We start from the raw sequence: 22,129 nt of genomic DNA, 5'->3' as shown, positions 1-22,129 counted from the left end.
ACGCAGCTACAACATGCAGCCGATCAGCACGGGTTCGGGTTTTAGTGTGATACCAAACACATCATGGACCCCATCGCGCACGGCGCGCGCCAGCGTCACCACATCTTCGGCGGTGGCCCCGCCACGATTTGTCAGCGCCAGCGCATGTTTGGTGGAAAGCCGGCATGGGGCGGCGCCGGCATCCGGATAGCCCTTGCCGAAGCCGGCCCGTTCCACCAGCCAGCCGGCGGCCAGCTTGACGCCGTCGGGCGCGGGATAGTGCGGGACCGGACCGTCCTTTCTGGTGGCCGCGTCACCGGCCAGCCGTTCGTAAACATCCTGGGTGACCACCGGGTTTGTGAAGAACGATCCCACGCTCCAGGTGTCATGGTCGGTCGGGTCCAGCACCATGCCCTTGCGTGCCCGCAGGGCCAGCACCGCTTCGCGGACCGCTTGCGGGTCGGCGCGCTCGCCGCTGGTCGCATTCAGCGCGGCGATCAGCTCGCCGTAGCGCAGCGGTGCGCTGCGGCCCGACGGATCCAGCGCAAACTCCACCTCCAAGACCACGGTGGGCACCGCAAGCCCATCAGCGTGTTTGAGCACGCTCGTGCGATAGCCGAAGCGCAGGTCGCGCGCGGATACCCAACGCACCTCACCCGTGCACCGATCCAAAAGCCGAACCCGAGTGATGGTGTCAGACACCTCCGCGCCATACGCCCCCACGTTCTGCACGGGTGTCGCCCCGGCCGATCCTGGGATGCCAGACAGGCATTCCAGTCCGCCCAGACCCTGTTCGATGGCCCTAACCACCACGTCATCGAAGACCGCACCGGCCTCGGCCCGCACCAAGTTACCGTCGATGGTGATGCCGCTATTGGCCAACCGCACCACGGTCAGGTCGGTCAGGTTCTCGGCGATCACCAAATTGGAGCCACCAGCAAACACCAGCGGGCGGTCAGCTCCGGTCTTGGCCGCCGAATCCAGGTGCCGCAGCGCAGCCACCACCTGTTCGGCGCTGGTGCAAGTGATGACACGTCGGGCGATCGGGCCCACACGCAAAGTGGTCAGCGGCGCCAACGGGACCGCCTCGGCAATATACGCACCGGCAAAGAGCGAACCGACACCGCTCCGTTTCATGGCCCGTAAGGGTAGCCTGACCTGCTATGCCGCGTTCATTCGACATGTCGGCCGACTACGAGGGCAGCGTCGAGGAGGTTCATCGGGCTTTCTACGAGGCGGACTACTGGAAAGCCAGACTGGCCGAAACGCCGGTCGACGTCGCGACCCTTGAGTCGATACGCGTAGGTGGCGACTCCGGAGACGACGGCACCATCGAAGTCGTCACCCTGCAGATGGTGCGCAGTCACAATCTGCCCGGCCTGGTCACACAGTTGCACCGGGGCGATCTTTCGGTACGGCGCGAGGAGACCTGGGGCCCGGTCAAGGAAGGCATCGCGACCGCGTCCATTGCGGGATCGATCGTGGACGCTCCGGTGAACTTGTGGGGCACCGCCGTGCTCTCGCCCATACCGGAGTCGGGTGGCTCCCGAATGACGCTGCAGGTCACCATCCAGGTGCGTATCCCGTTCATTGGCGGGAAGCTGGAGAGGCTTATCGGCACCCAATTAAGCCAGCTAGTGACCATCGAACAGCGCTTCACCACGCTGTGGATCACGAACAACGTCTGAGGTGCCAGCTTGCCCGGCTCCTGCGCGCGCCGGTACGGCGCGCTCGTCGCCGGGCGCAAGCTGGATTGCCCGGCTCCTGCGCGCGCCGGTGCGGCGCGCTCGTCGCCGGGCGCAAGCTGGATTGCCCGGCTCCTGCGCGCGCCGGTGCGGCGCGCTCGTCGCCGGGCGCAAGCTGGATTGCCCGGCTCCTGCGCGCGCCGGTGCGGCGCGCTCGTCGCCGGGCGCAAGCTGGATTGCCCGGCTCCTGCGCGCGCCGGTGCGGCGCGCTCGTCGCCGGGCCTAGGCTGGCGCGCATGCGAATCGCGTTGGCGCAAATCCGCAGCGGTACCGACCCCGCCGCCAATCTGCAACTGGTCGGCAAGTACGCCGGCGAAGCCGCCACCGCGGGCGCACAGCTGGTGGTGTTTCCTGAGGCGACCATGTGCCGGCTCGGTGTCCCGCTGCGGCAGGTCGCCGAGCCCGTCGACGGACCCTGGGCAAACGGAGTCCGACGGATCGCGACCGAGGCGGGCATCACCGTGATCGCCGGCATGTTCACCCCGACCGGCGACGGGCGGGTAACAAACACGCTGATCGCAGCCGGCCCGGGCACGCCCAATCAGCCGGACGCGCACTACCACAAGATCCACCTCTATGACGCGTTCGGCTTCACCGAGTCACGTACCGTCGCACCCGGGCGCGAACCGGTGGTAGTCGTGGTCGACGGCGTGCGGGTGGGTTTGACCGTTTGCTACGACATTCGCTTTCCCGCCCTTTATACCGAGCTGGCGCGGCGCGGGGCCCAACTGATCGCGGTCTGTGCATCCTGGGGTTCCGGTCCGGGCAAACTCGAACAGTGGACGTTGCTGGCCCGCGCCCGGGCGCTAGACTCCATGAGTTACGTCGCCGCGGCCGGCCAAGCAGACCCAGGTGATGCCCGCACCGGCGTGGGGGCGAGCTCGGCTGCACCGACCGGGGTAGGCGGCAGCCTGGTGGCCTCGCCGCTAGGCGAGGTGGTGGTGTCAGCTGGCACCCAGCCGCAACTGCTGGTCGCCGACATCGATGTCGACAATGTAGCCGCGGCTCGCGACCGCATTGCGGTGCTACGCAACCAGACAGACTTCGTTCAGATCGATAAGGCACAATCGCGTGGGTGACCAACCCGCAAGGTCCACCGAACGACCCGTCGCCCTGGGCGCGCCCTGGGGATCAAGGTCCGCTCGCCCGACCCCCGGCATCGTCCGAAGCATCCACCGGTCGACTGCGCCCCGGCGAGCCCGCGGGTCATATCCAAGAACCGGTGAGTCCGCCCACCCAACCGGAGCAGCAGCCGCAAACTGAGCATCTGGCTGCGTCGCATGCCCACACACGGCGATCCGGCCGCCAAGCTGCGCACCAGGCGTGGGACCCAACGGGCCTGCTGGCTGAGCAAGAGGAAGAGCCAGCGGCGGTGAAGACCAAACGACGTGCCCGCCGCGACCCGCTAACCGTCTTTCTTGTCCTGATCATCGTGTTTTCGCTCGTCCTCGCCGGGCTGATCGGAGGCGAGCTATACGCTCGCCATGTTGCCAATAGCAAGGTCGCCCAAGCGGTCGCATGCGTGGTCAAAGACCAAGCCACCGCATCCTTCGGTGTGGCGCCGCTGCTGCTGTGGCAGGTCGCTACGCGGCACTTCACCAATATCTCGGTGGAAACCGCGGGCAATCAGATCCGCGATGCCAAGGGCATGCAGATAAAGCTCACGATCCAGAACGTCCGGCTCAAGAACACCCCCAACTCTAGGGGCACGATCGGCGCCCTGGACGCCACCATTACCTGGTCGTCGGAAGGCATCAAGGAATCGGTGCAAAACGCGATTCCGATCCTGGGCGCTTTCGTCACCAGCAGCGTGGTCACTCACCCCGCAGACGGCACCGTCGAACTGAAGGGCCTGCTGAACAACATCACAGCCAAGCCGATAGTGGCTGGCAAAGGATTGGAGCTGCAGATCATCAATTTCAACACGCTCGGGTTCTCGCTGCCGAAAGAAACCGTTCAGTCGACGCTGAACGAGTTCACCTCCAGCCTGACCAAGAACTACCCGTTGGGGATTCACGCGGACAGCGTGCAAGTCACCTCGACCGGCGTGGTGAGCCGGTTCTCAACTCGCGACGCGGCTATCCCCACCGGCATCCAGAATCCCTGCTTCTCGCACATTTGACGCCGCCACCCGCGCGCTCAGCTGTCAGCTGAGCCCATCGAGCACCGCCCGGGTGCCGGACAGGCCCAACCTGGTGGCACCGGCGTTGAGCATCGCGACCGCGTCGGCGGCGGTGCGGATCCCACCGCTGGCTTTGACCCCTAGCCGAGGGCCGACCGTCTCGGCCATCAGCTCGACGGCACGCACCGTGGCCCCGCCGGCCGGATGACACCCAGTCGAGGTTTTGACGAAGTCGGCACCGGCATCCTCGGCGGCACGACACGCATCCACCAACGTGTGCGCGTTTGACTGTCCCAACAGCACCGCCGACTCCACGATCACCTTGAGCACAGCCCCGGCCGCAGCGGCACGCACCGCCTCGATGTCGGAGCGCACTGCGTCGATGTCACCGCACAGCGCAGCCCCGATGTCGATGACCATGTCGATCTCACTGGCGCCGGATGCCAGGGCCGCAGCCGCCTCATGCGCCTTGACTGAGGACACGTGCTTGCCCGACGGGAAGCCCGTCACCGCCGCAACCCGCACACCACCGGCTTGGACCGCAACTGGCACCATCGACGGCGACACGCAGACCGCGTAGACGCCGAGTTCGGCGGCTTCGGCGACCAGCGCGGCCACATCGGCACGGGTGGTCTCAGGCTTGAGCAGGGTGTGGTCTACCAGCGCGGCCAACTGCGCCCGAGTCGGTTGGCCGAGCACTAAAACGACTCTTCAGGGCTGCCCGGATTGCAGCCGGAAGCCAACATCTCCGAGTCGTCGACGACCGGCCGCCACGGCTCGAGGTTCCAGCTGGGTTTGCCGGGTTGTCTGATTTCGGCGTACTGCCAGTGGCAGATGAACTGCGCGCGCATGCCGGCAGTGTCGGCCTCCGGTGACAGCGCGAGAACCTCGGCCCAGGCCGCGTCGGCAGCGGCCATCCCGAGGCGGCGGGAGGCTGTACGCCCAACTTGGGACGGGTAGACCCGGAGGCTGGGCAGACTTCCCCACTGCGCCCATTCGGTGTGATCGACAAGACGTGGGGAACTTGGGGGGCCACCATAGTTGGCCTCACCTGCGCCGGGATCCGCCTCGGGATCAGCTTGGGCGGAAGATACACCGAGCAGTGCGACGACGGCCACCGCCGACACGGCCACCAGGGCTTTCATTCCGTTAGCGCGACTTGCCCTGAATCTCGAGAAGCTTGGGCCGCACGTCGACCAGATACACGCCGGACGCACAGGCGGACATCGCCATCCCGAGCACACCCAAAACGGGATACAGGATGGAGGCCAACGCCACGGCCGCGCCCAGGATCACCAACCACACCGGCTTGGTCAGCTTGTCGGCGGCGGTATAGGCATCGGGCCGCTGCAACGCAGCATGCACAAACGCGTACACCGCTGTCACCAAGACGGCGACCAGCAATACCAGCATGACGGTACCCACGAGGTGGCTCACGCATTCAGACTATGCGGTTTGCATCCAACACGTCGACTCCGAGTCGCCCCGTGGGCGACTCGGAGTCGATGGTGATTCGGAGCCCGACTACTTCTGGGTGACCTTCTTGGCCGCCGCCTTCTTCGCGGGCGCCTTCTTGGCCGCCGCCTTCTTGGCCGGAGCGGCCTTCTTGGCCGGAGCGGCCTTCTTGGCCGGAGCAGCCTTCTTAGGCAGCTCGATGCCGACCAGCTTGGCGGCACGCTCACCGACCGCGCGGGTCTGCGATGCGACCGTACCCAACGCCTCCTGGGTCAACTCCACCGCCTGGTCCACGTAGCCTTCGGCGCGCGCCGACACTTCCTCGAAGCTCTGCTGGCTGCGCAGCCGCTCTAGAGCGGCCTCACCGCGCTCGACCAGCTCGTTGTACCGGCTAGTCGCGGCCTCGAGGTAGCCCTCGGCGGCCTTACGCAGCTCCTCGGCGGTGAACTTCTCACGCAGCTCGGTGAGCTGCTCGGGCAGATCTTCCTGCAGCTTGGTCAGGCGAGCACGGCTCTCCTCGACCCGGCTGCGGGTGTCCGTACGAGTCTCCTCCGCACGCTCACGCAGGTTCGTGATCAACTCGTTGACAGTGGCCAAGGCCAGGTCGGCCGCTCCAAGCGCGGCAAGCAACGGAGCCTTGATGTCATCAATGTTCGAGTTTTCAGCCATGGGTATTCCTTTCATTAACTATTTTCTGATATCGGCGTTCTTACATCTTTGGTCTGGACGTTGGGGCAAGCGTCGGCTCCTCCAGGGAGGACTAGTCAAGACCCGCGGATTGACATGGCACGCGACTTGCCGGGGAAACCTCCTGATCGTCGGGTCGGTTGTCGGTCGAGTTCGTAGATGTCAGGCCCAGCTGATCCGGTCACTACATGTCTCCTTTGCTGCACGTCATCGACGGAGTCGCTGTTGGCCAGCGCGGCCGATCGGCTGGATCAGCCTGCGGTCGACCTCACCCAGATGACTGTCCTTCAGGTTTGATTACCCGCCAGCCGGTGCGCAAAACAGCCGGCCAACGGCTAGTCATCGGTCGGTGTCGGATCGCTCAGACACTCCTCACGGGTGGCTTCGTTCTGGTGGGTAAATGACGCGTAGATATCGAGCAGAATCTGCTTCTGACGCTCGGTGATCGCCGTATCGGTGATGATGGCGTCACGCACCTGACTGGTCTCGCTGGGCTCGAGAATCCCGGCGCGCACATAAAGGACTTCGGCCGAGACCCGCAGCGCCTTTGCGATCTGGCTCAACACGTCGGCGGACGGCTTACGCAATCCGCGCTCAACCTGGCTCAGGTACGGATTGCTGACGCCGGACCGCTCGGCGAGCTGCCGCATCGAGACGTGCGCCGTCTCACGTTGCGACCTGATGAAGCTGCCGATGTCGGAAGCCACATCGGAGGCCTTGGTGGACACCTTGGCGGCCAGCTTCTCCTCCGACGACATTGGCTACTCCTAGCTCGGGGTGATCGGTGCAACGGCCACCAGAGTACGTCCAAGTGCTTGCTATTGCAAGCGTTTGTTAGCACCCGTCAGAACAACAGTTGCGCGATCGCATAGATCGCCAACCCTGCCATCGCCCCGACCACTGTTCCGTTGATCCGAATGAACTGCAGGTCTCGGCCGACGTGCAGTTCGATTCGCCGGCTGGCTTCCTCGGCGTCCCAGCGCTCGATCGTCTCGGTGATGATCGCGGTGATCTCCACCCCGTACTCCGAGACCAGATGTTGGGCCGCCCGCACCATCCAACTGTCTACCTTGTCACGCAGGTCGGCATCGTCACGAAGCGATTCGCCGATCCGGATGACCGCATCGGTGATGCGGGTGCGCAACGCACTGGACGGGTCGTCAACACCCTCGAGCACCAACCGCTTCAGTGTCTTCCACGCCGCCGCGGCCGCAGTGGCGATCTCATCGCGCGCCATTAGCTCCTCTTTGATCGCGTCGGCGCGCGCGACAGTGGCCGGATCGTGTTGCAGGTCGTCAGCGAAATCGAACAAGAAGCGGGTAGCCGAACGGCGCAACTCGTGATCGGGGTTGCGGCGCACCTTGTCGGTAAATTCCATCAACTCACGGTGGATACGGTCGCCAACCAGGTGGTCGATGAATCGGGGCGACCAACTCGGCGAGTCACGCTCCACCACCCGCTGGATCACCACCCCGGCGTTGAGCGACCACTGGAACGCCCGATCGGCCAACAATTGGATAAAGGCTTCCTGCCGATTCTCGGCCAGCAACGTCGCCAGCACCCGGCCCGCCGGCGGACCCCACTGCGGTTCGGCGATACGACGCACAATCATCCGGTCGATCACCTGCTGGATGTCCTCGTCACGCAGCAGCTCCACCAGCACCCGCAGCACCGTTGCGGTCTCGGCCGCCACCCGCTGGGCATGCGTGGCCTCTGACAACCACTTGCCAAGCCGACTCGGTATCTGCGCATCACGCAGCTTGGTCTCCACGACCGGCGGCGACAGGAAATTCTCCCGCACGAAGGTGCCCAGGCCCTCGCCCAGCTGATCCTTCTTGCGCTTGATGATCGCCGTATGCGGGATCGGAATGCCTAGCGGATGCTTGAACAGCGCGGTCACCGCGAACCAGTCCGCCAAGGCGCCGACCATACCGGCTTCCGCCGCAGCGCCCAGATAACCCAGCCACGCGTGGTCAGCGCCATCGGCCTGTGCCCAGCGACAAGCGAGGAACACGCCGGTGGCGCCTACCAAAAACCCCACTGCCACCACTTTCATCCGACGCAGCGCCATCCGCCGGGCGGCATCCGCCTCCGGATCGGCTGCGGCGAAGGATTCCGCGAAGGAGGCGCGGACACGCCGCGCCACCGTCGGCTGGGTGCTCAAATTCAGCCGTGGCGGCGGCGAGCCCGACACCTCGGCTCTATGTGCCACCACACCATCATCCGCTATCACCGGCACCAGTTAATGTGACGACACTGTCCTGCGCACCCCGCGCGCGCGTCCAATGTGCCAGCAGGACCCCCAATTGGCCGTAGTATCGGGAGCGTCTAGTGAATGGGAATTGGCAACAGTGGCAGAGCGTATCCCGGCCGTGACCGTGAAGACGGATGGTCGCAAGCGACGCTGGCACCAGCACAAGGTGGAGCGCCGCAATGAGCTGGTGGACGGCACGATTGAGGCGATTCGCCGGCATGGCCGCTTCCTCAGCATGGACGAGATAGCGGCCGAGATCGGGGTCTCCAAGACCGTGCTCTACCGCTACTTCGTCGACAAAAACGACCTGACGACCGCCGTGATGATGCGGTTCACGCAGACCACCTTGATCCCCAACATGATCGCTGCGCTGTCGGCCGATATGGATGGTTTCGAACTGACCCGCGAAATCATCCGGGTCTATGTCGAGACCGTGGCGGCCCAACCGGAGCCGTATCGGTTCGTGATGGCGAATAGCTCGGCCAGCAAAAGCAAAGTGATTGCCGACTCGGAGCGAATCATTGCCCGCATGCTCGCGGTGATGCTGCGCCGCCGCATGCAAGAAGCCGGGATGGACACCGGCGGAGTCGAGCCGTGGGCATATCTGATCGTGGGCGGCGTGCAGCTGGCCACCCACTCCTGGATGTCAGACCCGCGCATGAGCAGTGACGAACTGATCGACTACCTGACGATGCTGAGCTGGAGCGCACTGTGCGGCATCGTCGAGGCCGGCGGATCGTTGGAGAAGTTTCGCGAGCAGCCGCATCCTTCGCCGATCGTGCCTGCCTGGGGGCAGGTCTAGGCTTTAGGGATGCCCGACGCGGGCGCGGGCTCCCGGCTCAGATCGTGGGCCTACGCACTTCGCACCACCAACCCGCCAGCTGACGGGCCGACCGACACGGTCACCCGGTGGCTCGTCGTCACCCGGGCCGCAGTGCTGCCGATGACCCTGGTCTCCGGCCTGGTCGCGGGGCTGTTGGCGATCGGCGAGCCTGGCTTGGATTGGCGCTGGCTCGTCCTGTGGTGGGAATCACATGCGCCGCACATCGCCAACAACCTTATGAACGATCTCTACGACACCGATGTCGGTACTGACAGCGCCACCTACGCGCGCGCCCGCTATGCCCAGCACCCGGCCGCTACCGGGGCCAACCGTGCCGCATATACCACGCCTCGACGAACCACCAGCTGCGGCTCACCCGAGCGTGCGCTGGAACCTACTACGCCGCGGTGGGCGCGGGCGGTTGGGAGGTCGTGCTGGCGTCGCTCCCCTACGGGCTGTTGTGCACCACGGTGCTGATGGGTAAGCACATCGACAAGATCGGTTACGACGAACCGCTGGGTATCCGAACGCTGCCGGTGCTACTCGGCGAAACGTGCGCGCGCACCGTGACACTGGCCATGATGGTCGGCTTCTACCTACTTATCGCCGTAAACGTCATGCTGGCTGCCATGCCCTGGCCGCGTTGCTGGTCGCCGGGGCGCTGCCCCGGCTGGCGAAAGTGTGGCCCTATTTCCTGCGACGGCGGCCCCAGCAGCCGCCACCGGCGTTTCCGGTGTGGCCGCTGTGGTATGCCGCGTTGGCCTGGCTGCACGTGCGTCAGGCCGGTGCGCTGCTGGTTGTGGGCCTGGCGATCGGTGCCTGGCGGCGCGCCTGGTGATTTTCGCTGACGGCTGCGACAGCTGGTCATGGCGCCGATTGCGACTGGGCCGCCTTTCAGCAGCTAGCATGCAAGGGATGCATCGGGGATAGATCAGGGGTGCGTCGAGGCAAGCGGATGCGGGCCTCGGAACACAGAAAGGCTCAATCGGTATGTCCGTGCAGCTCACGCCGCATTTTGGAAACGTGCAAGCTCATTACGACCTCTCCGACGACTTTTTCCGGCTGTTCTTGGACCCCACCCAGACCTACAGCTGTGCCTACTTCGAACGCGACGACATGACGCTGCAGGAGGCCCAGATCGCCAAGATCGACCTGGCCCTGGGCAAGCTGAACCTCGAACCCGGGATGACGTTGCTGGACATCGGCTGCGGCTGGGGCGCGACCATGCGGCGCGCCATCGAGAAATACGACGTCAATGTCGTGGGCCTGACGTTGTCGGAGAACCAGGCCGGTCATGTCCAGAAAATGTTCGACCAAATGGACACCCCCCGCTCCAGACGAGTGTTGCTGGAGGGATGGGAGAAATTTGACGAGCCCGTCGACCGCATCGTCTCGATCGGCGCGTTCGAGCACTTCGGCCACCAGCGCTACCACCATTTCTTCGAGGTGACCCACCGCACGTTGCCGGCCGACGGCAAGATGTTGCTGCACACCATCGTGCGCCCCACCTTCAAAGAAGGCAGGGAAAAGGGCCTGACGTTGACCCACGAACTGGTTCACTTCACCAAATTCATCCTGGCCGAGATCTTCCCCGGTGGCTGGCTGCCGTCCATCCCGACGGTGCACGAGTACGCCGAGAAGGTCGGCTTCCGGGTCACCGCGGTCCAGTCATTGCAGCTGCACTACGCCAGGACGCTGGACATGTGGGCCACAGCGCTCGAGGCCAACAAAGATCAGGCCATCGCGATCCAGTCGCAGACTGTCTACGACCGCTACATGAAGTACCTGACCGGCTGCGCGAAGCTGTTCCGCCAGGGTTACACCGACGTCGACCAGTTCACACTGGAAAAGTAACCGGACAAAGCGCGCTGGCTACCCACCGGCCGGTGCCCGGGCGTCAAGCCACACCCGGCGTGAGCTCCGCAACCCCTGGGGTGCTCGGGCGGCGATGGGCTACTTGGTCAGTGTGAACTGTCCCACGTTGCTGATGCCCTTGCGGAAGAAGTGCTCACATCCGGTCAGATAGTGCATGTATCTATTGTAAATCTCCTCGGACTGAAGAGCAATGGCGCGGTCCTTGTTAGCCTCCAGATTCGCCGCCCAGATGTTTAGCGTCCGAGCATAATGCTGCTGCAGCAATTGCACCTTCTCCACCGAAAAGTCCGCCGCCTGCGCAAATTTGAAGATGTCTTCCTGCGCCGGTAACTGTCCGCCCGGAAAAATTTCTTCGCCGATGAATTTCATAAACCGCACATCGCTCATCGTCACCTTGACGCCCATCTCATGCATCTGCTTCTGCGTATAGGTCAGAATTGTGTGCAGCAGCATCCGGCCGTCATCTGGAAGTATGTCGTAGGAACGCTCAAAGAATGCCGCATAACGCTCCATTTTGAATGCTTCGAAGGCACCGATGCTGACAATACGGTCGACCTTGTCCGTGAACTCATCCCAGCCCTGCAGCCGCACCTGGACGCTGCGTTCGGTGGGAATTTTCGCCAATTTCGCTTTGCTGTACTCGAACTGATTGCGACTGAGCGTGATACCGATGACGTTCACATCGTAGTTCTCGATCGCTCGTTGCAGCCCACCACCCCAGCCGCAGCCAATATCGAGCAGCGTCATCCCGGGCTCAAGATGCAACTTGTCCAGCGCCAAATCGAACTTCGCGTTTTGCGCTTCTTCGAGAGTCATGTCCTCACGCTCGAAGTACGCGCAGGTGTAAGCCATCGTGGGGTCTAGAAACAGTGAGAAAAACTCGTCGGAAACGTCGTAAATCGATTGCGACTCTTCGTAAAAGGGCCTTAACTCAGTCATGCCGGCCGAACCTCTCATCTGTTGATCGCGGAAATACTACCCGATGTACGCAACGGCTGTCACACGATCGTAACCACACCGTCTCGGTCTGTGATCTCGCCTTGCGTCAAGCCTGGGGGCCGTTCATACACTTCAGTACGTGTAGAAACCTCGACCCGATTTCTTTCCCAACTGGCCCGCCTCAACCATACGCAGCAACAGCGGAGGGGGCCCGTAGTGCGGTTCTTTGAATTCTTCGAACATCTTGTCCGCGATCAGCTTGAGGGTGTCTAGGCCGACAAGATCGGAAAGCCGCAGCGGACCCATCGGGTGCGATAACCCCGCAACAACGGCCTTGTCGACATCTTCGACGGTGGCAAACCCGGCCTCGACCATCCGAATCGCCGACAGCAAATACGGCACCAGGAGCGCATTGACCACGAATCCGGAGCGGTCGGAGCAACGCACGACCTGTTTGCCCAGCACAGTACTGGCAAACTCCTCCGTGCGCGCGGCGGCGGCTTCGTCGGTGACCAGCGTGCGCACCAACTCGACCAGTGGCAGCACCGGGACCGGATTGAAGAAATGCAGGCCAAGAACCCGTTGCGGCTGCTTGGTGGCCGCGGCGACCTTCATGATCGGGATGCTGGAGGTATTCGACGCCAGCACCGCGTCCGGATCGGTGACGACCCGGTCGAGCTCGGCGAAGATCTCGGACTTGACGGCCTCGTCCTCGACAACGGCCTCGATCACCAGTTGCCTATCGGATAGGTCGTTGAGGTCGGTGGTGAAGGTCAACAGGCCGAGGGCGCGGTCACGCTCGCGCTCGGTTACCTTGCCGGCGCTGACGGCCCGCTCCAGCGACTTCACGATGCGGTTGCGTCCCGCGGTGATCAACGCCTCGGCCGGCTCGAACACCGTCACTTCGACGCCGGCGCGAGCCGAGACCTCGGCGATGCCGGACCCCATCTGCCCGGCCCCGACAACCCCTACCCGCTGGATCGCATCGCTCACTGTTCCTCCTCAAATGCGCGAGCAGACGCAAAAGCGCCACTTTTGCGCCGCAAAAGGGTGCTTTTGCGTCTGCTCGGCAGACTAGTGGAACTGGCCCTCTTCGGTGGAACCGGTCAACGCGGTGGTCGACGAATTCGGGTCCACGGTGGTGGCAATCCGGTCGAAGTAGCCGGCGCCGACCTCGCGCTGGTGCTTGGTCGCGGTGTAGCCCCGTTCTTCGGCGGCGAACTCGCGTTCCTGCAGTTCGACATACGCGCTCATCTGGTTCTGGGCGTAGCCGTAGGCCAGATCGAACATCGAGTAGTTCAGCGCATGGAAGCCGGCCAGCGTGATGAACTGGAACTTGAAGCCCATGGCTGCCAGCTCCTTCTGGAACTTGGCGATGGTGGCGTCGTCGAGGTGCTTTTTCCAGTTGAACGATGGCGAGCAGTTGTAGGCCAGCATCTGGTCCGGGTACTCCGCCTTGACCGCCTCGGAGAACTGCCGGGCGGCCTCGAGGTCCGGGGTACCGGTCTCCATCCAGATCAAGTCGGCGAACGGGGCGTAGGCCTTCGCCCGAGCGATGCAAGGCTCGATGCCGTTCTTGGTGCGGTAGAAGCCTTCCCGGGTGCGCTCGCCGGTGATGAACGGCTGGTCGCGCTCGTCGACGTCGGAGGTGATCAGCGTGGCCGCCTCGGCGTCGGTACGGGCGATCACCACCGTGGGAACATCAGCCACATCGGCCGCGAGCCGAGCAGACGTCAAAGTGCGGATGTGCTGCTGGGTCGGGATCAACACCTTGCCGCCCAGGTGGCCGCACTTCTTCTCAGAGGCCAACTGGTCCTCCCAGTGCGAACCCGCAACGCCCGCGGCGATCAGGGCTTTCTGCAGCTCGTAGACGTTGAGCGCGCCGCCAAAGCCGGCCTCGCCGTCGGCGACAATCGGCGCCAGCCAGTTCTCCACCGAAGTATCGCCCTCGATCTTGGCGATCTGGTCGGCGCGCTGCAGTGCGTTGTTGATCCGGCGGACCACCTGCGGCACCGAGTTGGCGGGATACAGGCTCTGGTCGGGGTAGGTGTGCCCGGACAGGTTGGCATCGCCGGCGACCTGCCAGCCCGACAGGTAGATGGCCTTCAGGCCGGCGCGCACCTGCTGGACGGCCATGTTGCCGGTCAGCGCGCCCAGCGCGTTGACCCACTCGAGGTCGTGCAGCTGCTCCCACAGCACCTCCGCACCGCGGCGGGCCAGCGTGTGCTCCTCGACCACGCTGCCCTGGAGGGCGACGACGTCCTCGGCGGAGTAGGTGCGGGTGACGTCCTTCCAGCGCGGGTTCGTGTCCCATTCCTGCTGGATCTGCTCCGCGCTCTTCGGGGTGCCGACGACAGACATAGACAACTCCTTAACGGTCTTTCATTGCCGAAAACGCTGACGCCCTACCGTCGTCCAGGCGGTGTCAACGGCGCAGCTTCACTGGTGTGCTAACTCGACCATGGCACAGCGTGTCAACGCTGGTCCACCCATTTCACTTGCGAATTTCGGCAACGGCCTGCGGACTTTTTGCAAATTTTGCGAAGTCGCCCAAAAACTGAACCGTTTCAGAAGCTACCCGCCAGTAACGACAAATCCGCAGGTAAACCCACGGATCGACGTCCTGCGGATCCGGTCACAGATTGAACAGCGAGGCGACTGCCTTGGGCTCGTCGCCAACCACATATGTGAGCGTTGTAACAGCGCGGTCGACCAACCCCGGGCCGAATATCTCGGTCGAACCAGCCGGGTGAACGTGGGAGATGATCTCCAGCTTGTCGCCGAGCGCAACCGGCGCCTCATGCTCGATGGTCACCCGCAAAGGGCCCCGCAGCAGCTCTGCATGCGACGCCAGGTAGTCCTCGATCACACTCCAATAGACAGCGTTGTTCATGTGGTCGAACAAGTCGATATCGGTGACCCGGACCGGGAACTCGTGGATCTCCGACGCATCATCCCGGCTGCCCGGCTTCAGATAGCCCTTCCAGCGCAGCCGATCAACAGACGTGGTCCGGTGCAGACCCGCGAGGAAGTCGTCGGCAATGCGGGCCGGCATCTCGGTTTCCCGGTTGACGTGGATCCAGAACGCCTCGGATTCGATCAGGCCGCCCTTGCGGCCATCGACACGAACTCGCATCTCACACCACCGGTTGGAGGTGCCCGAGCACCAGCGCCGACACCGCAGCATGTCGCCGAACTCGATCGGCCGGATAAGGTCCACCATGGTCCTGCGGACGATCCACAGCGGGTGGGTCTCCTCGAAGCCCATCTCGCGCAGTTGGTCCTGACCGATGTCCTGGATGTGCCGACAAGCCGCGTCCAGCCGCAGCCGGCCCGCGCGGTCGATGTCGCCGACGCGCAGCGGCCATTCTCGGTCGAACACGTCGGGGTGACCGTCGGGCACGGGCATCAATTTTTTGTCGAGGCTCACGGCGTTCTCCCCATTTCCTCCTCGCGTGTACCTCAGGCTCACCCTTGAGTCCCGGTGCGAATCATGCCAACGCCGTGGCGGAAACACCAATCGCAGCACGCTTGCTAACTCTGCGAATGGCGTCTTCACAACACCCGGTACGCTCGGTTGGGTGTCCAAGACCTACGTCGGCTCGCGGGTCCGCCAACTGCGTAACGAGCGCGGGTTCAGCCAGGCCGCGCTGGCCCAGATGCTGGAGATCTCGCCGAGCTATCTGAACCAGATCGAACACGACGTCCGGCCGCTGACCGTGGCCGTGCTGCTGCGCATCACCGAAGTGTTCGGGGTGGACGCGACGTTCTTTGCCTCCCAGGACGACACCCGGCTGGTTGCCGAACTCAGGGAGGTGACCCTGGACCGCGATCTAGACATCGCCATCGACCAGCATGAAGTGGCCGAAATGGTCAGCGCTCATCCCGGGCTGGCCCGCGCGGTGGTCAACCTGCATCGGCGCTACCGGATCACCACCGCGCGGCTGGCCGCCGCGACCGAGGAGCGGTTCTCCGACGGCAGTGGCCGAGGGTCGATCACCATGCCGCACGAAGAGGTGCGCGACTACTTCTACCAACGCCAGAACTATCTACATGCGCTGGACACCGCGGCCGAAGACCTCACGGCCCAGATGCGGATGCACCACGGCGACCTGGCCCGCGAATTGACCCGCCGGCTCACCGAGGTGCACGGAGTACGCATCAACAAGCGCATCGACCTCGGTGACACCGTGCTGCACCGCTACGACCCCGCGACCAACACGCTGGAGATCAGCAGTCACCTCTCCCCGGGCCAGCAGGTGTTCAAGATGGCCGCCGAGTTGGCCTATCTCGAGTTCGGCGACCTCATCGACGCCATGGTCACCGACGGCAAGTTCACCAGCGCCGAGTCGCGGACGTTGGCCCGGCTGGGCCTGGCTAATTACTTCGCCGCGGCCACCGTGCTGCCCTACCGCCAGTTCCACGACGTCGCCGAGAATTTCCGCTACGACGTCGAGCGGCTGTCGGCGTTCTACTCGGTGAGCTACGAGACCATCGCCCACCGGCTGTCGACACTACAACGGCCTTCGATGCGCGGGGTCCCGTTCACCTTCGTCCGGGTGGACCGAGCGGGAAACATGTCAAAACGTCAGTCGGCCACCGGCTTTCACTTCTCCTCCAGCGGCGGCACCTGCCCGCTGTGGAACGTCTACGAAACGTTTGCCAACCCGGGGAAGATCTTGGTGCAAATCGCCCAGATGCCCGACGGCCGCAACTACCTGTGGGTGGCCCGCACCGTTGAGCTCCGGGCCGCCCGGTATGGTCAGCCCGGTAAGACCTTCGCGATCGGGCTGGGCTGCGAACTTCGCCACGCGCACCGGCTCGTCTACTCGGAAGGACTCGACTTGTCGGGTGACCCGAATACTGCGGCCACACCTATCGGCGCCGGTTGCCGCGTCTGCGAACGCGACAACTGTCCGCAACGCGCCTTCCCCGCCTTGGGGCGGGCACTGGATCTCGACGAACACCGCAGCACGGTGTCCCCGTATCTGGTGAAACAACTATGACCGGTCAGAACGGCCAAGTCGCGCGTATCTCCCCGGGGAAGTTCCGCCAGCTGGGGCCGGTCAACTGGCTGGTGGCCAAGCTGGCCGCACGTGCGGTTGGGGCACCGCAGATGCACCTGTTCACCACGCTGGGCTACCGCCAGTACTTGTTCTGGACCTTTGCCATCTACACCGGCCGACTACTGCACGGGCGGCTGCCCGGCGTCGATACCGAGTTGGTGATCCTTCGGGTCGCACACCTACGATCTTGCGAATACGAACTTCAGCATCATCGCCGAATGGCGCGCCGTCGGGGCCTAGACGCCAACACCCAGGCCACGATATTCGCCTGGCCCGACGTTCCAGATGGAGACGGACCGCGAAAAGTGCTCAGCGCCCGCCAACAGGCGCTGCTACAGGCTACCGATGAATTGATCAAGGATCGCACGATCACCGCGGGCACCTGGGAGCGGCTGGCAACTCACCTCGATCCGCGCCTGTTGATCGAATTCTGTTTACTCGCAACCCAATACGACGCGATCGCCGCAACGATCACCGCCCTGGCCATCCCGCCGGACAACCCACAGTAGCCGTCAAAGGTAGATGTCGGCCAGCACCGCCACGGTCAGCACCACGGGAGGAATCGGCAAACTGAAAGCAAACGCCGACCACGCGAGCTTGCCGCGGCTGCGCAGCCGCAAGCCGCCCGCCGCGCCGCACACCGCCACCAGGACCGACAGCAATAACACCACGCGACTCCATTGACTCACCGTCGTCAGACCATCGCCGACGGAGATCGCCGCCAGCCAGAGGATGTAGCCGGTAACCACACCACCGATGGCACCCATGATGATCTGGGGGGTGTCAGTGCTCGCGCGCCTCGTCATGAGCCGCTCAGAAATTGATCATGTGGCCAACCAGGCCGTGGAAGCACTCCTGCAGCGCCTCAGACATCGTTGGGTGGGTGTGGACGTTGCGAGCCAGCTCGCTGGCGGTCAGGTCCCACCTCTGCGCCAGCGTGAGCTCCGGCAGCAGCTCGGCCACGTCGTGGCCGACCAGGTGCCCACCCAGTAGCTCGCCGTGCTTGGCGTCGGCCACCAGCTTGACGAACCCACTGGGGTCACCCACGCCGTGCGCCTTGGCGTTGGCCGTGAACGGGAACTTGGCCACCACCACGTCGTAACCTTCGTTGCGGGCTTGCTGCTCGGTGAGCCCGAAGCTGGCAACGTTTGGCTGACAGAACGTCGCGCGCGGCAACATCCGATGGTCGCCCAGCGTCAAAGTCTCTGCACCGGCAATGGTTTCGGCGGCTACCACGCCTTGTGCCTCGGCGACGTGCGCCAGCTGCAGTAATCCATTGACATCGCCGATAGCGTAGATGTGGCCCACGTTGGTACGCATGTAGTCGTCGACACCGATAGCCTTGCGGTCGGTCAGCGCGACGCCTGCCTTGTCCAGCCCGTACCCTTCGACGTTGGGCGCAAATCCGATGGCCTGCAACACCTTTTCCGCCTTAAGCTCTTGCGCCACGCCGTCCTTGGTGACGGTCACGGTGACCTGCGACCCGCCATCGGCGATGGACTCGACCTTCGTGGCGGTCAGGATCGTGACACCCAGCTTTTTGAACTGCTTCTCGATCTCCTTGGACACATCGGCGTCCTCGTTGGGCAGCGCCCGCGGAAGGAATTCCACGATGGTCACGTCAACGCCGTAGTTCTTCAGCACGTAGCCGAACTCCATGCCAATGGCACCAGCTCCGGCAATAATGATCGATTTCGGCAGCTCTCGGGACAGGATCTGTTCCTCGTAGGTGACTACGTTGGCCGACAGTGAGGTGCCGGGAACCAGCCGGGTGCTACTGCCGGTCGCGATGATGGCGTTGTCGAACGTGACCGATTCTGTACCGCCGTCGTTGAGATCAACCAACAACGTGTTGGCGTCGGCAAATGTGCCGTACCCGTGGATCTCGGTGATCTTGTTCTTCTTCATCAGGAAGTGCACACCGGCCACCCTGCCCTCGGCTACCTTTCGGCTGCGGTCATAGGCGATGCCGTAGTCGAAGGTCACCTCGCCGCTGATGCCAAATGCTTTGGCGTCCTTGGTGAAGATGTGGACCAGTTCGGCGTTGCGCAACAGCGCCTTGGATGGGATACAGCCGACATTGAGGCATACTCCGCCCCAGTACTTGGGTTCGACGATTGCAGTGCTCAGGCCGAGCTGTGCGGCGCGAATCGCCGCGACATACCCGCCGGGACCGGCTCCGAGAACGACGACGTCATAGTGGGTCACGGCCCCTACCCTAATGGTCGAGTGCTCGTCGGCCTGACCCAGTAGGTCAAGTCCGACAACCGACTAGTACGGAATGACGCCGACCAGGCAATGACTCATCCGCTCGCAGTAGTAGTAGCCGTAGAGCGGCGCCGCGGCGGCGACCGAGGCAAACGGCCCCGACATCACTCCGAGGGACAACGCCGTGATCAGTGGCCTGCCCGGCACCAGCGCCAGGATCAAGCCACCGACGGTGCACGCGACGACGTAGACCAGGACGACGAACACGGCGGCCGTCTTGTCGAGTGTGTGATACCACCAGTAGAACAAGCTCAGGCCGACCTCGCCAGCACCGATCCATACGCCGAGGACCACTAGAACGAACTTCCACCACTTCAGGTAGGTATATCGACCGGGTACTGTAACCGAGTGCGCTAGCGTGGCGGCCGGCTCGGACCCCAGCACCTCGACGCTGGCCGAAGGCGCGACACCCACGGGGTCCTCCTGCGGCTTCGGCGTCGAGCCTGGCCAGGATTTCCCCGCCCTGTCCTGCTGGCCGGCCAACGAGAGGAACCGCTGCGAGTGTGCGCCGGTGTCGAAATCGGGCACAAACGGCTCGGTTCCGGGTGCCGACCGGTAATCGTTGTCAGCCACTGGACGCCACCTGGATCGCAACCAGCACACCAAACCAACCCGGCGCCAACGCCAGGATGAACGCGCCCAGCATCGTCACCCATCGACGTCCGGAGAACAGGATGACCAGCAGCCCGATCGCGCTGGGAATCCCGACTACCATTGCGATGACGATGTCCGGACGGATCCGGGCATGCACCAGCACGCTGCACGCCACCCCCGCTAGCAGTCCGATCGCATTACCAACCAGCATCGCGCTGGTCAGCTGCCATGACCGCGGAAGGGGGATCACGGTCTACGACCTTACTGCGGCTACCGCCGACTGGCGCGGCACACTCCCGGCGTGGCATCTGGATCGTCGAGATCGACGACAAGACCCCGCACTAACGGTCGTTCGCCGCACTCGTAGGCTGCGCCGGTGATCACCGGCGCAGCCTCCCGCATCGCCTTTTCGGCGTCGCTGAACACCCGACCTCGGCTGAGAAAGCGCACGCCCTCGGGCGCTTCCAGACTGAACCCGCCACCGCGGCCCGGCACCACGTCGATGATCAGCTGGGTGTGCTTCCAGGCCTGGTACTGCGGGCCCGAAATCCACACCGGCACGCCGTCTTCCCCGACGTCCAACACACCCAGCAAGATGTCGCGGTCACCGACCAGGAAGTCCGCCCGCGGGTAGCACATCGGCGCGGACCCGTCGCAGCAGCCGCCGGATTGGTGGAACATCACCGGACCGTGCCGGTCCTGTAACCCAGCCAGCAGCGCGGCGGCCTCGGCGGTGATGAGCACCCCCGCGGGAGCGTTCATCAGAAGAACCCCAGCGCCTTATCCGAGTAGGACACCAGCAGGTTCTTGGTGTGCTGGTAGTGCTGCAGCATCATCTGGTGGCCCTCCCGGCCGATGCCGGACTGCTTGTAGCCGCCGAACGCCGCGTGCGCGGGGTAGAGGTGGTAGCAGTTGACCCACACCCGGCCGGCCTGGATGTCCCGCCCGGCCCGATAGGCAGTGTTGCCGTCGCGGCTCCACACACCGGCACCCAAGCCGTAGAGGGTGTCGTTGGCGATGCCGATCGCGTCGTCGTAATCGGTGAACGACGTCACCGCGACCACCGGCCCGAAGATCTCCTCCTTGAAAATCCGCATGTTGTTGGTGCCGGTGAAGATCGTCGGCTGCATGTAATAACCGCCGGACAGGTCGCCGCCTAGTTCGGCGCGCTCGCCTCCGGCGATAATCACCGCACCCTCTTGCTTGCCGATTTCGATGTAGGACAACACCTTTTCCAGCTGGTCGTTGGAGGCCTGGGAACCCAGCATGGTTTCGGTGTCCAGCGGGTCGCCCTGCCGGACCGCCTTGGTCCGGATCGCCGCCAGCTCCAGGAACTCGTCGTAGATGTCGGCCTGGATCAGACTGCGCGACGGGCAGGTGCACACCTCGCCCTGGTTGAGGGCGAACATGGTGAAGCCTTCCAGCGCCTTGTCGCAGAAGTCGTCGTGGGCGGCCAGCACGTCGGCGAAGAAGATGTTGGGGCTCTTGCCGCCGAGTTCCAGGGTGACCGGGATCAGGTTGTGCGAGGCGTATTGCATGATCAGCCGCCCCGTGGTGGTTTCCCCGGTGAACGCGACCTTGGCGATGCGGTCGCTGGAGGCCAACGGCTTGCCGGCCTCGGCGCCGAATCCGTTGACCACGTTGACCACCCCGGGCGGCAACAGATCACCGATCAGCGACATCAGGTAGAGCACCGAAGCGGGTGTCTGCTCGGCGGGTTTGAGCACCGCCGTGTTGCCGGCCGCCAACGCCGGCGCCAGCTTCCAGGCCGCCATCAGGATGGGGAAGTTCCACGGAATGATCTGGCCCACCACGCCGAGCGGCTCGTGGAAGTGGTAGGCCACGGTGTCCTCGTCGATCTGGCTCAGCGCGCCCTCCTGGGCGCGAATCGCCGCGGCGAAGTACCGGAAGTGATCGACCGCCAACGGGATATCGGCGGCCAGCGCTTCCCGGACCGGTTTCCCGTTGTCCCAGACCTCGGCCACCGCCAGCGCGGCGGCGTTCTTGTCGATGCGGTCGGCAATCATGTTGAGGATCGCCGCCCGTTCGGCCGGTGCGGTCTTGCCCCACCCCGGCGCCGCCGCGTGCGCGGCGTCGAGCGCCTTGTCGATGTCGGCCGCGTCGGAGCGCGGCACCTCGCAGAACGGCTGGCCGGTCACCGGCGTCGGGTTCTCGAAGTAGCGCCCATGGACCGGCGCGACCCACTGGCCCCCGATGAAGTTTTTCCGGGATTCATAGGACATCAGCGCCCCGGCGGAACCGGGACGGGAAAAGACAGTCATCGTATTCGGCTCCTCGTCAAAATCATGTAATACAGCTCAC

General features: G+C 64.2%; 26 protein-coding genes. 9 read left to right on the top strand and 17 right to left on the bottom strand.

The window, feature by feature from the left end:
* Nucleotides 1-6: 6 nt before the first annotated feature.
* Complete coding sequence (locus FF952_RS02540) at nt 7-1,116, bottom strand: UDP-N-acetylmuramate dehydrogenase (RefSeq protein ID WP_031680767.1); 1,110 nt, start codon at nt 1,114-1,116, stop codon at nt 7-9.
* A 26-nt stretch (nt 1,117-1,142) separates the two neighbouring features.
* On the opposite strand from FF952_RS02540, the gene FF952_RS02535 reads away from it, so the two are divergent.
* The 3 genes from FF952_RS02535 to FF952_RS02525 all read left to right on the top strand — a co-directional run bounded on the left by FF952_RS02535 (nt 1,143) and on the right by FF952_RS02525 (nt 3,846).
* Nucleotides 1,143-1,667: a DUF2505 domain-containing protein gene (locus FF952_RS02535; protein ID WP_003402351.1), complete on the top strand. Its 525-nt coding sequence runs from the start codon at nt 1,143-1,145 to the stop codon at nt 1,665-1,667.
* Between the two features lie 293 nt (nt 1,668-1,960).
* Nucleotides 1,961-2,803: a carbon-nitrogen hydrolase family protein gene (locus tag FF952_RS02530; protein ID WP_003402350.1), complete on the top strand. Its 843-nt coding sequence runs from the start codon at nt 1,961-1,963 to the stop codon at nt 2,801-2,803.
* Nucleotides 2,800-3,846 (top strand): LmeA family phospholipid-binding protein, encoded by a 1,047-nt coding sequence (locus tag FF952_RS02525; RefSeq protein WP_003903022.1) that lies wholly within the window; start codon nt 2,800-2,802, stop codon nt 3,844-3,846. Before FF952_RS02530 ends, FF952_RS02525 begins: the two co-directional genes overlap by 4 nt.
* 24 nt (nt 3,847-3,870) lie before the next feature.
* On the opposite strand, the gene deoC is transcribed toward FF952_RS02525, so the two are convergent.
* The 6 genes from deoC to FF952_RS02495 all read right to left on the bottom strand — a co-directional run bounded on the left by deoC (nt 3,871) and on the right by FF952_RS02495 (nt 8,203).
* Complete coding sequence (gene deoC, locus FF952_RS02520; protein WP_003402347.1) at nt 3,871-4,545, bottom strand: deoxyribose-phosphate aldolase; 675 nt, start codon at nt 4,543-4,545, stop codon at nt 3,871-3,873.
* Complete coding sequence (locus tag FF952_RS02515) at nt 4,545-4,991, bottom strand: DUF2599 domain-containing protein (protein ID WP_003402344.1); 447 nt, start codon at nt 4,989-4,991, stop codon at nt 4,545-4,547. The genes deoC and FF952_RS02515 overlap by 1 nt, the downstream gene beginning before the upstream one ends.
* 4 nt (nt 4,992-4,995) lie before the next feature.
* Entirely contained in the window at nt 4,996-5,283 is a 288-nt protein-coding gene (locus tag FF952_RS02510) for a DUF2516 family protein (protein WP_003898474.1), read from the bottom strand.
* A gap of 87 nt (nt 5,284-5,370) precedes the next feature.
* Nucleotides 5,371-5,970: a heparin-binding hemagglutinin HbhA gene (gene hbhA, locus FF952_RS02505; protein WP_003402339.1), complete on the bottom strand. Its 600-nt coding sequence runs from the start codon at nt 5,968-5,970 to the stop codon at nt 5,371-5,373.
* 353 nt (nt 5,971-6,323) lie between these two features.
* On the bottom strand, nt 6,324-6,746 hold the full coding sequence (locus tag FF952_RS02500; RefSeq protein ID WP_003904411.1) for a helix-turn-helix domain-containing protein: 423 nt from the start codon (nt 6,744-6,746) through the stop codon (nt 6,324-6,326).
* 86 nt (nt 6,747-6,832) lie between these two features.
* Nucleotides 6,833-8,203, bottom strand: a complete 1,371-nt coding sequence (locus tag FF952_RS02495; RefSeq protein WP_003903020.1) for a DUF445 domain-containing protein — start codon at nt 8,201-8,203, stop codon at nt 6,833-6,835.
* Between the two features lie 136 nt (nt 8,204-8,339).
* On the opposite strand from FF952_RS02495, the gene FF952_RS02490 reads away from it, so the two are divergent.
* From FF952_RS02490 to pcaA, 4 genes are all read left to right on the top strand, one after another.
* Nucleotides 8,340-9,044 (top strand): TetR/AcrR family transcriptional regulator, encoded by a 705-nt coding sequence (locus FF952_RS02490; protein WP_003402330.1) that lies wholly within the window; start codon nt 8,340-8,342, stop codon nt 9,042-9,044.
* Between the two features lie 9 nt (nt 9,045-9,053).
* Nucleotides 9,054-9,542 (top strand): UbiA prenyltransferase family protein, encoded by a 489-nt coding sequence (locus FF952_RS02485; RefSeq protein ID WP_003402327.1) that lies wholly within the window; start codon nt 9,054-9,056, stop codon nt 9,540-9,542.
* Entirely contained in the window at nt 9,473-9,913 is a 441-nt protein-coding gene (locus FF952_RS02480; protein WP_003898470.1) for a UbiA prenyltransferase family protein, read from the top strand. The genes FF952_RS02485 and FF952_RS02480 overlap by 70 nt, the downstream gene beginning before the upstream one ends.
* A gap of 142 nt (nt 9,914-10,055) precedes the next feature.
* On the top strand, nt 10,056-10,919 hold the full coding sequence (pcaA, locus tag FF952_RS02475; protein WP_003402323.1) for a cyclopropane mycolic acid synthase PcaA: 864 nt from the start codon (nt 10,056-10,058) through the stop codon (nt 10,917-10,919).
* A gap of 99 nt (nt 10,920-11,018) precedes the next feature.
* Here the strand turns inward: pcaA and umaA are convergent, their stop codons facing one another.
* The 4 genes from umaA to FF952_RS02455 all read right to left on the bottom strand — a co-directional run bounded on the left by umaA (nt 11,019) and on the right by FF952_RS02455 (nt 15,309).
* A complete protein-coding gene (gene umaA / locus FF952_RS02470; protein WP_003903018.1) occupies nt 11,019-11,879 on the bottom strand; it encodes an SAM-dependent methyltransferase UmaA in 861 nt (286 codons plus the stop codon).
* Between the two features lie 132 nt (nt 11,880-12,011).
* Nucleotides 12,012-12,872: a 3-hydroxybutyryl-CoA dehydrogenase FadB2 gene (gene fadB2 / locus FF952_RS02465; protein ID WP_003402318.1), complete on the bottom strand. Its 861-nt coding sequence runs from the start codon at nt 12,870-12,872 to the stop codon at nt 12,012-12,014.
* Between the two features lie 81 nt (nt 12,873-12,953).
* The gene (gene aceA, locus FF952_RS02460) at nt 12,954-14,240 is read right to left on the bottom strand and encodes an isocitrate lyase (protein ID WP_003402316.1); all 1,287 of its coding nucleotides are present in this window, start codon (nt 14,238-14,240) and stop codon (nt 12,954-12,956) included.
* Nucleotides 14,241-14,514: 274 nt separating this feature from the next.
* Nucleotides 14,515-15,309, bottom strand: a complete 795-nt coding sequence (locus FF952_RS02455; protein WP_003402311.1) for an acyl-[acyl-carrier-protein] thioesterase — start codon at nt 15,307-15,309, stop codon at nt 14,515-14,517.
* A 151-nt stretch (nt 15,310-15,460) separates the two neighbouring features.
* Here FF952_RS02455 and ramB point away from each other — a divergent pair, with 151 nt between their 5' ends.
* Complete coding sequence (gene ramB / locus FF952_RS02450) at nt 15,461-16,885, top strand: acetate metabolism transcriptional regulator RamB (RefSeq protein WP_003904410.1); 1,425 nt, start codon at nt 15,461-15,463, stop codon at nt 16,883-16,885.
* Complete coding sequence (locus tag FF952_RS02445) at nt 16,882-17,454, top strand: carboxymuconolactone decarboxylase family protein (protein WP_003402306.1); 573 nt, start codon at nt 16,882-16,884, stop codon at nt 17,452-17,454. The genes ramB and FF952_RS02445 overlap by 4 nt, the downstream gene beginning before the upstream one ends.
* A 3-nt stretch (nt 17,455-17,457) precedes the next feature.
* Here FF952_RS02445 and FF952_RS02440 read toward each other — a convergent pair whose 3' ends face one another.
* The 6 genes from FF952_RS02440 to exaC form a co-directional block, all read right to left on the bottom strand.
* Nucleotides 17,458-17,751 carry a hypothetical protein gene (locus FF952_RS02440; RefSeq protein WP_003402304.1) on the bottom strand — a complete coding sequence of 98 codons (294 nt, stop codon included), beginning with the start codon at nt 17,749-17,751 and terminating at the stop codon, nt 17,458-17,460.
* A 7-nt stretch (nt 17,752-17,758) separates the two neighbouring features.
* Entirely contained in the window at nt 17,759-19,153 is a 1,395-nt protein-coding gene (lpdA, locus tag FF952_RS02435) for a dihydrolipoyl dehydrogenase (protein WP_003402301.1), read from the bottom strand.
* A 63-nt stretch (nt 19,154-19,216) separates the two neighbouring features.
* Nucleotides 19,217-19,786: a hypothetical protein gene (locus tag FF952_RS02430; RefSeq protein ID WP_003898466.1), complete on the bottom strand. Its 570-nt coding sequence runs from the start codon at nt 19,784-19,786 to the stop codon at nt 19,217-19,219.
* Entirely contained in the window at nt 19,779-20,057 is a 279-nt protein-coding gene (locus tag FF952_RS02425) for a putative holin (protein ID WP_003898465.1), read from the bottom strand. Before FF952_RS02425 ends, FF952_RS02430 begins: the two co-directional genes overlap by 8 nt.
* A gap of 20 nt (nt 20,058-20,077) precedes the next feature.
* Complete coding sequence (locus FF952_RS02420) at nt 20,078-20,569, bottom strand: DUF779 domain-containing protein (RefSeq protein ID WP_003898464.1); 492 nt, start codon at nt 20,567-20,569, stop codon at nt 20,078-20,080.
* Nucleotides 20,569-22,089, bottom strand: coding sequence for an acetaldehyde dehydrogenase ExaC (gene exaC / locus FF952_RS02415; protein WP_020824442.1), 1,521 nt, complete (start codon nt 22,087-22,089; stop codon nt 20,569-20,571). The genes FF952_RS02420 and exaC overlap by 1 nt, the downstream gene beginning before the upstream one ends.
* Nucleotides 22,090-22,129 lie beyond the last annotated feature (40 nt).

The organism is Mycobacterium tuberculosis complex sp. N0072 (genome assembly GCF_030323725.1).
Classification (GTDB): Bacteria; Actinomycetota; Actinomycetes; order Mycobacteriales; family Mycobacteriaceae; genus Mycobacterium; species Mycobacterium tuberculosis.
The sequence above is the reverse complement of the archived record's forward strand: the minus strand, read 5'-3'. Positions and strand labels throughout refer to the sequence as shown.

Bases quoted from the DNA above. Each gene is read 5' to 3' on its own strand.
- FF952_RS02540 (WP_031680767.1), bottom strand. From the start codon at position 1,116: ATGAAACGGAGCGGTGTCGGTTCGCTCTTTGCCGGTGCGTATATTGCC.
- FF952_RS02535 (WP_003402351.1), top strand. From the start codon at position 1,143: ATGCCGCGTTCATTCGACATGTCGGCCGACTACGAGGGCAGCGTCGAG.
- FF952_RS02530 (WP_003402350.1), top strand. From the start codon at position 1,961: ATGCGAATCGCGTTGGCGCAAATCCGCAGCGGTACCGACCCCGCCGCC.
- FF952_RS02515 (WP_003402344.1), bottom strand. From the start codon at position 4,991: ATGAAAGCCCTGGTGGCCGTGTCGGCGGTGGCCGTCGTCGCACTGCTC.
- hbhA (WP_003402339.1), bottom strand. From the start codon at position 5,970: ATGGCTGAAAACTCGAACATTGATGACATCAAGGCTCCGTTGCTTGCC.
- FF952_RS02500 (WP_003904411.1), bottom strand. From the start codon at position 6,746: ATGTCGTCGGAGGAGAAGCTGGCCGCCAAGGTGTCCACCAAGGCCTCC.
- FF952_RS02485 (WP_003402327.1), top strand. From the start codon at position 9,054: ATGCCCGACGCGGGCGCGGGCTCCCGGCTCAGATCGTGGGCCTACGCA.
- pcaA (WP_003402323.1), top strand. From the start codon at position 10,056: ATGTCCGTGCAGCTCACGCCGCATTTTGGAAACGTGCAAGCTCATTAC.
- umaA (WP_003903018.1), bottom strand. From the start codon at position 11,879: ATGACTGAGTTAAGGCCCTTTTACGAAGAGTCGCAATCGATTTACGAC.
- aceA (WP_003402316.1), bottom strand. From the start codon at position 14,240: ATGTCTGTCGTCGGCACCCCGAAGAGCGCGGAGCAGATCCAGCAGGAA.
- FF952_RS02445 (WP_003402306.1), top strand. From the start codon at position 16,882: ATGACCGGTCAGAACGGCCAAGTCGCGCGTATCTCCCCGGGGAAGTTC.
- FF952_RS02440 (WP_003402304.1), bottom strand. From the start codon at position 17,751: ATGACGAGGCGCGCGAGCACTGACACCCCCCAGATCATCATGGGTGCC.
- FF952_RS02420 (WP_003898464.1), bottom strand. From the start codon at position 20,569: ATGAACGCTCCCGCGGGGGTGCTCATCACCGCCGAGGCCGCCGCGCTG.
- exaC (WP_020824442.1), bottom strand. From the start codon at position 22,089: ATGACTGTCTTTTCCCGTCCCGGTTCCGCCGGGGCGCTGATGTCCTAT.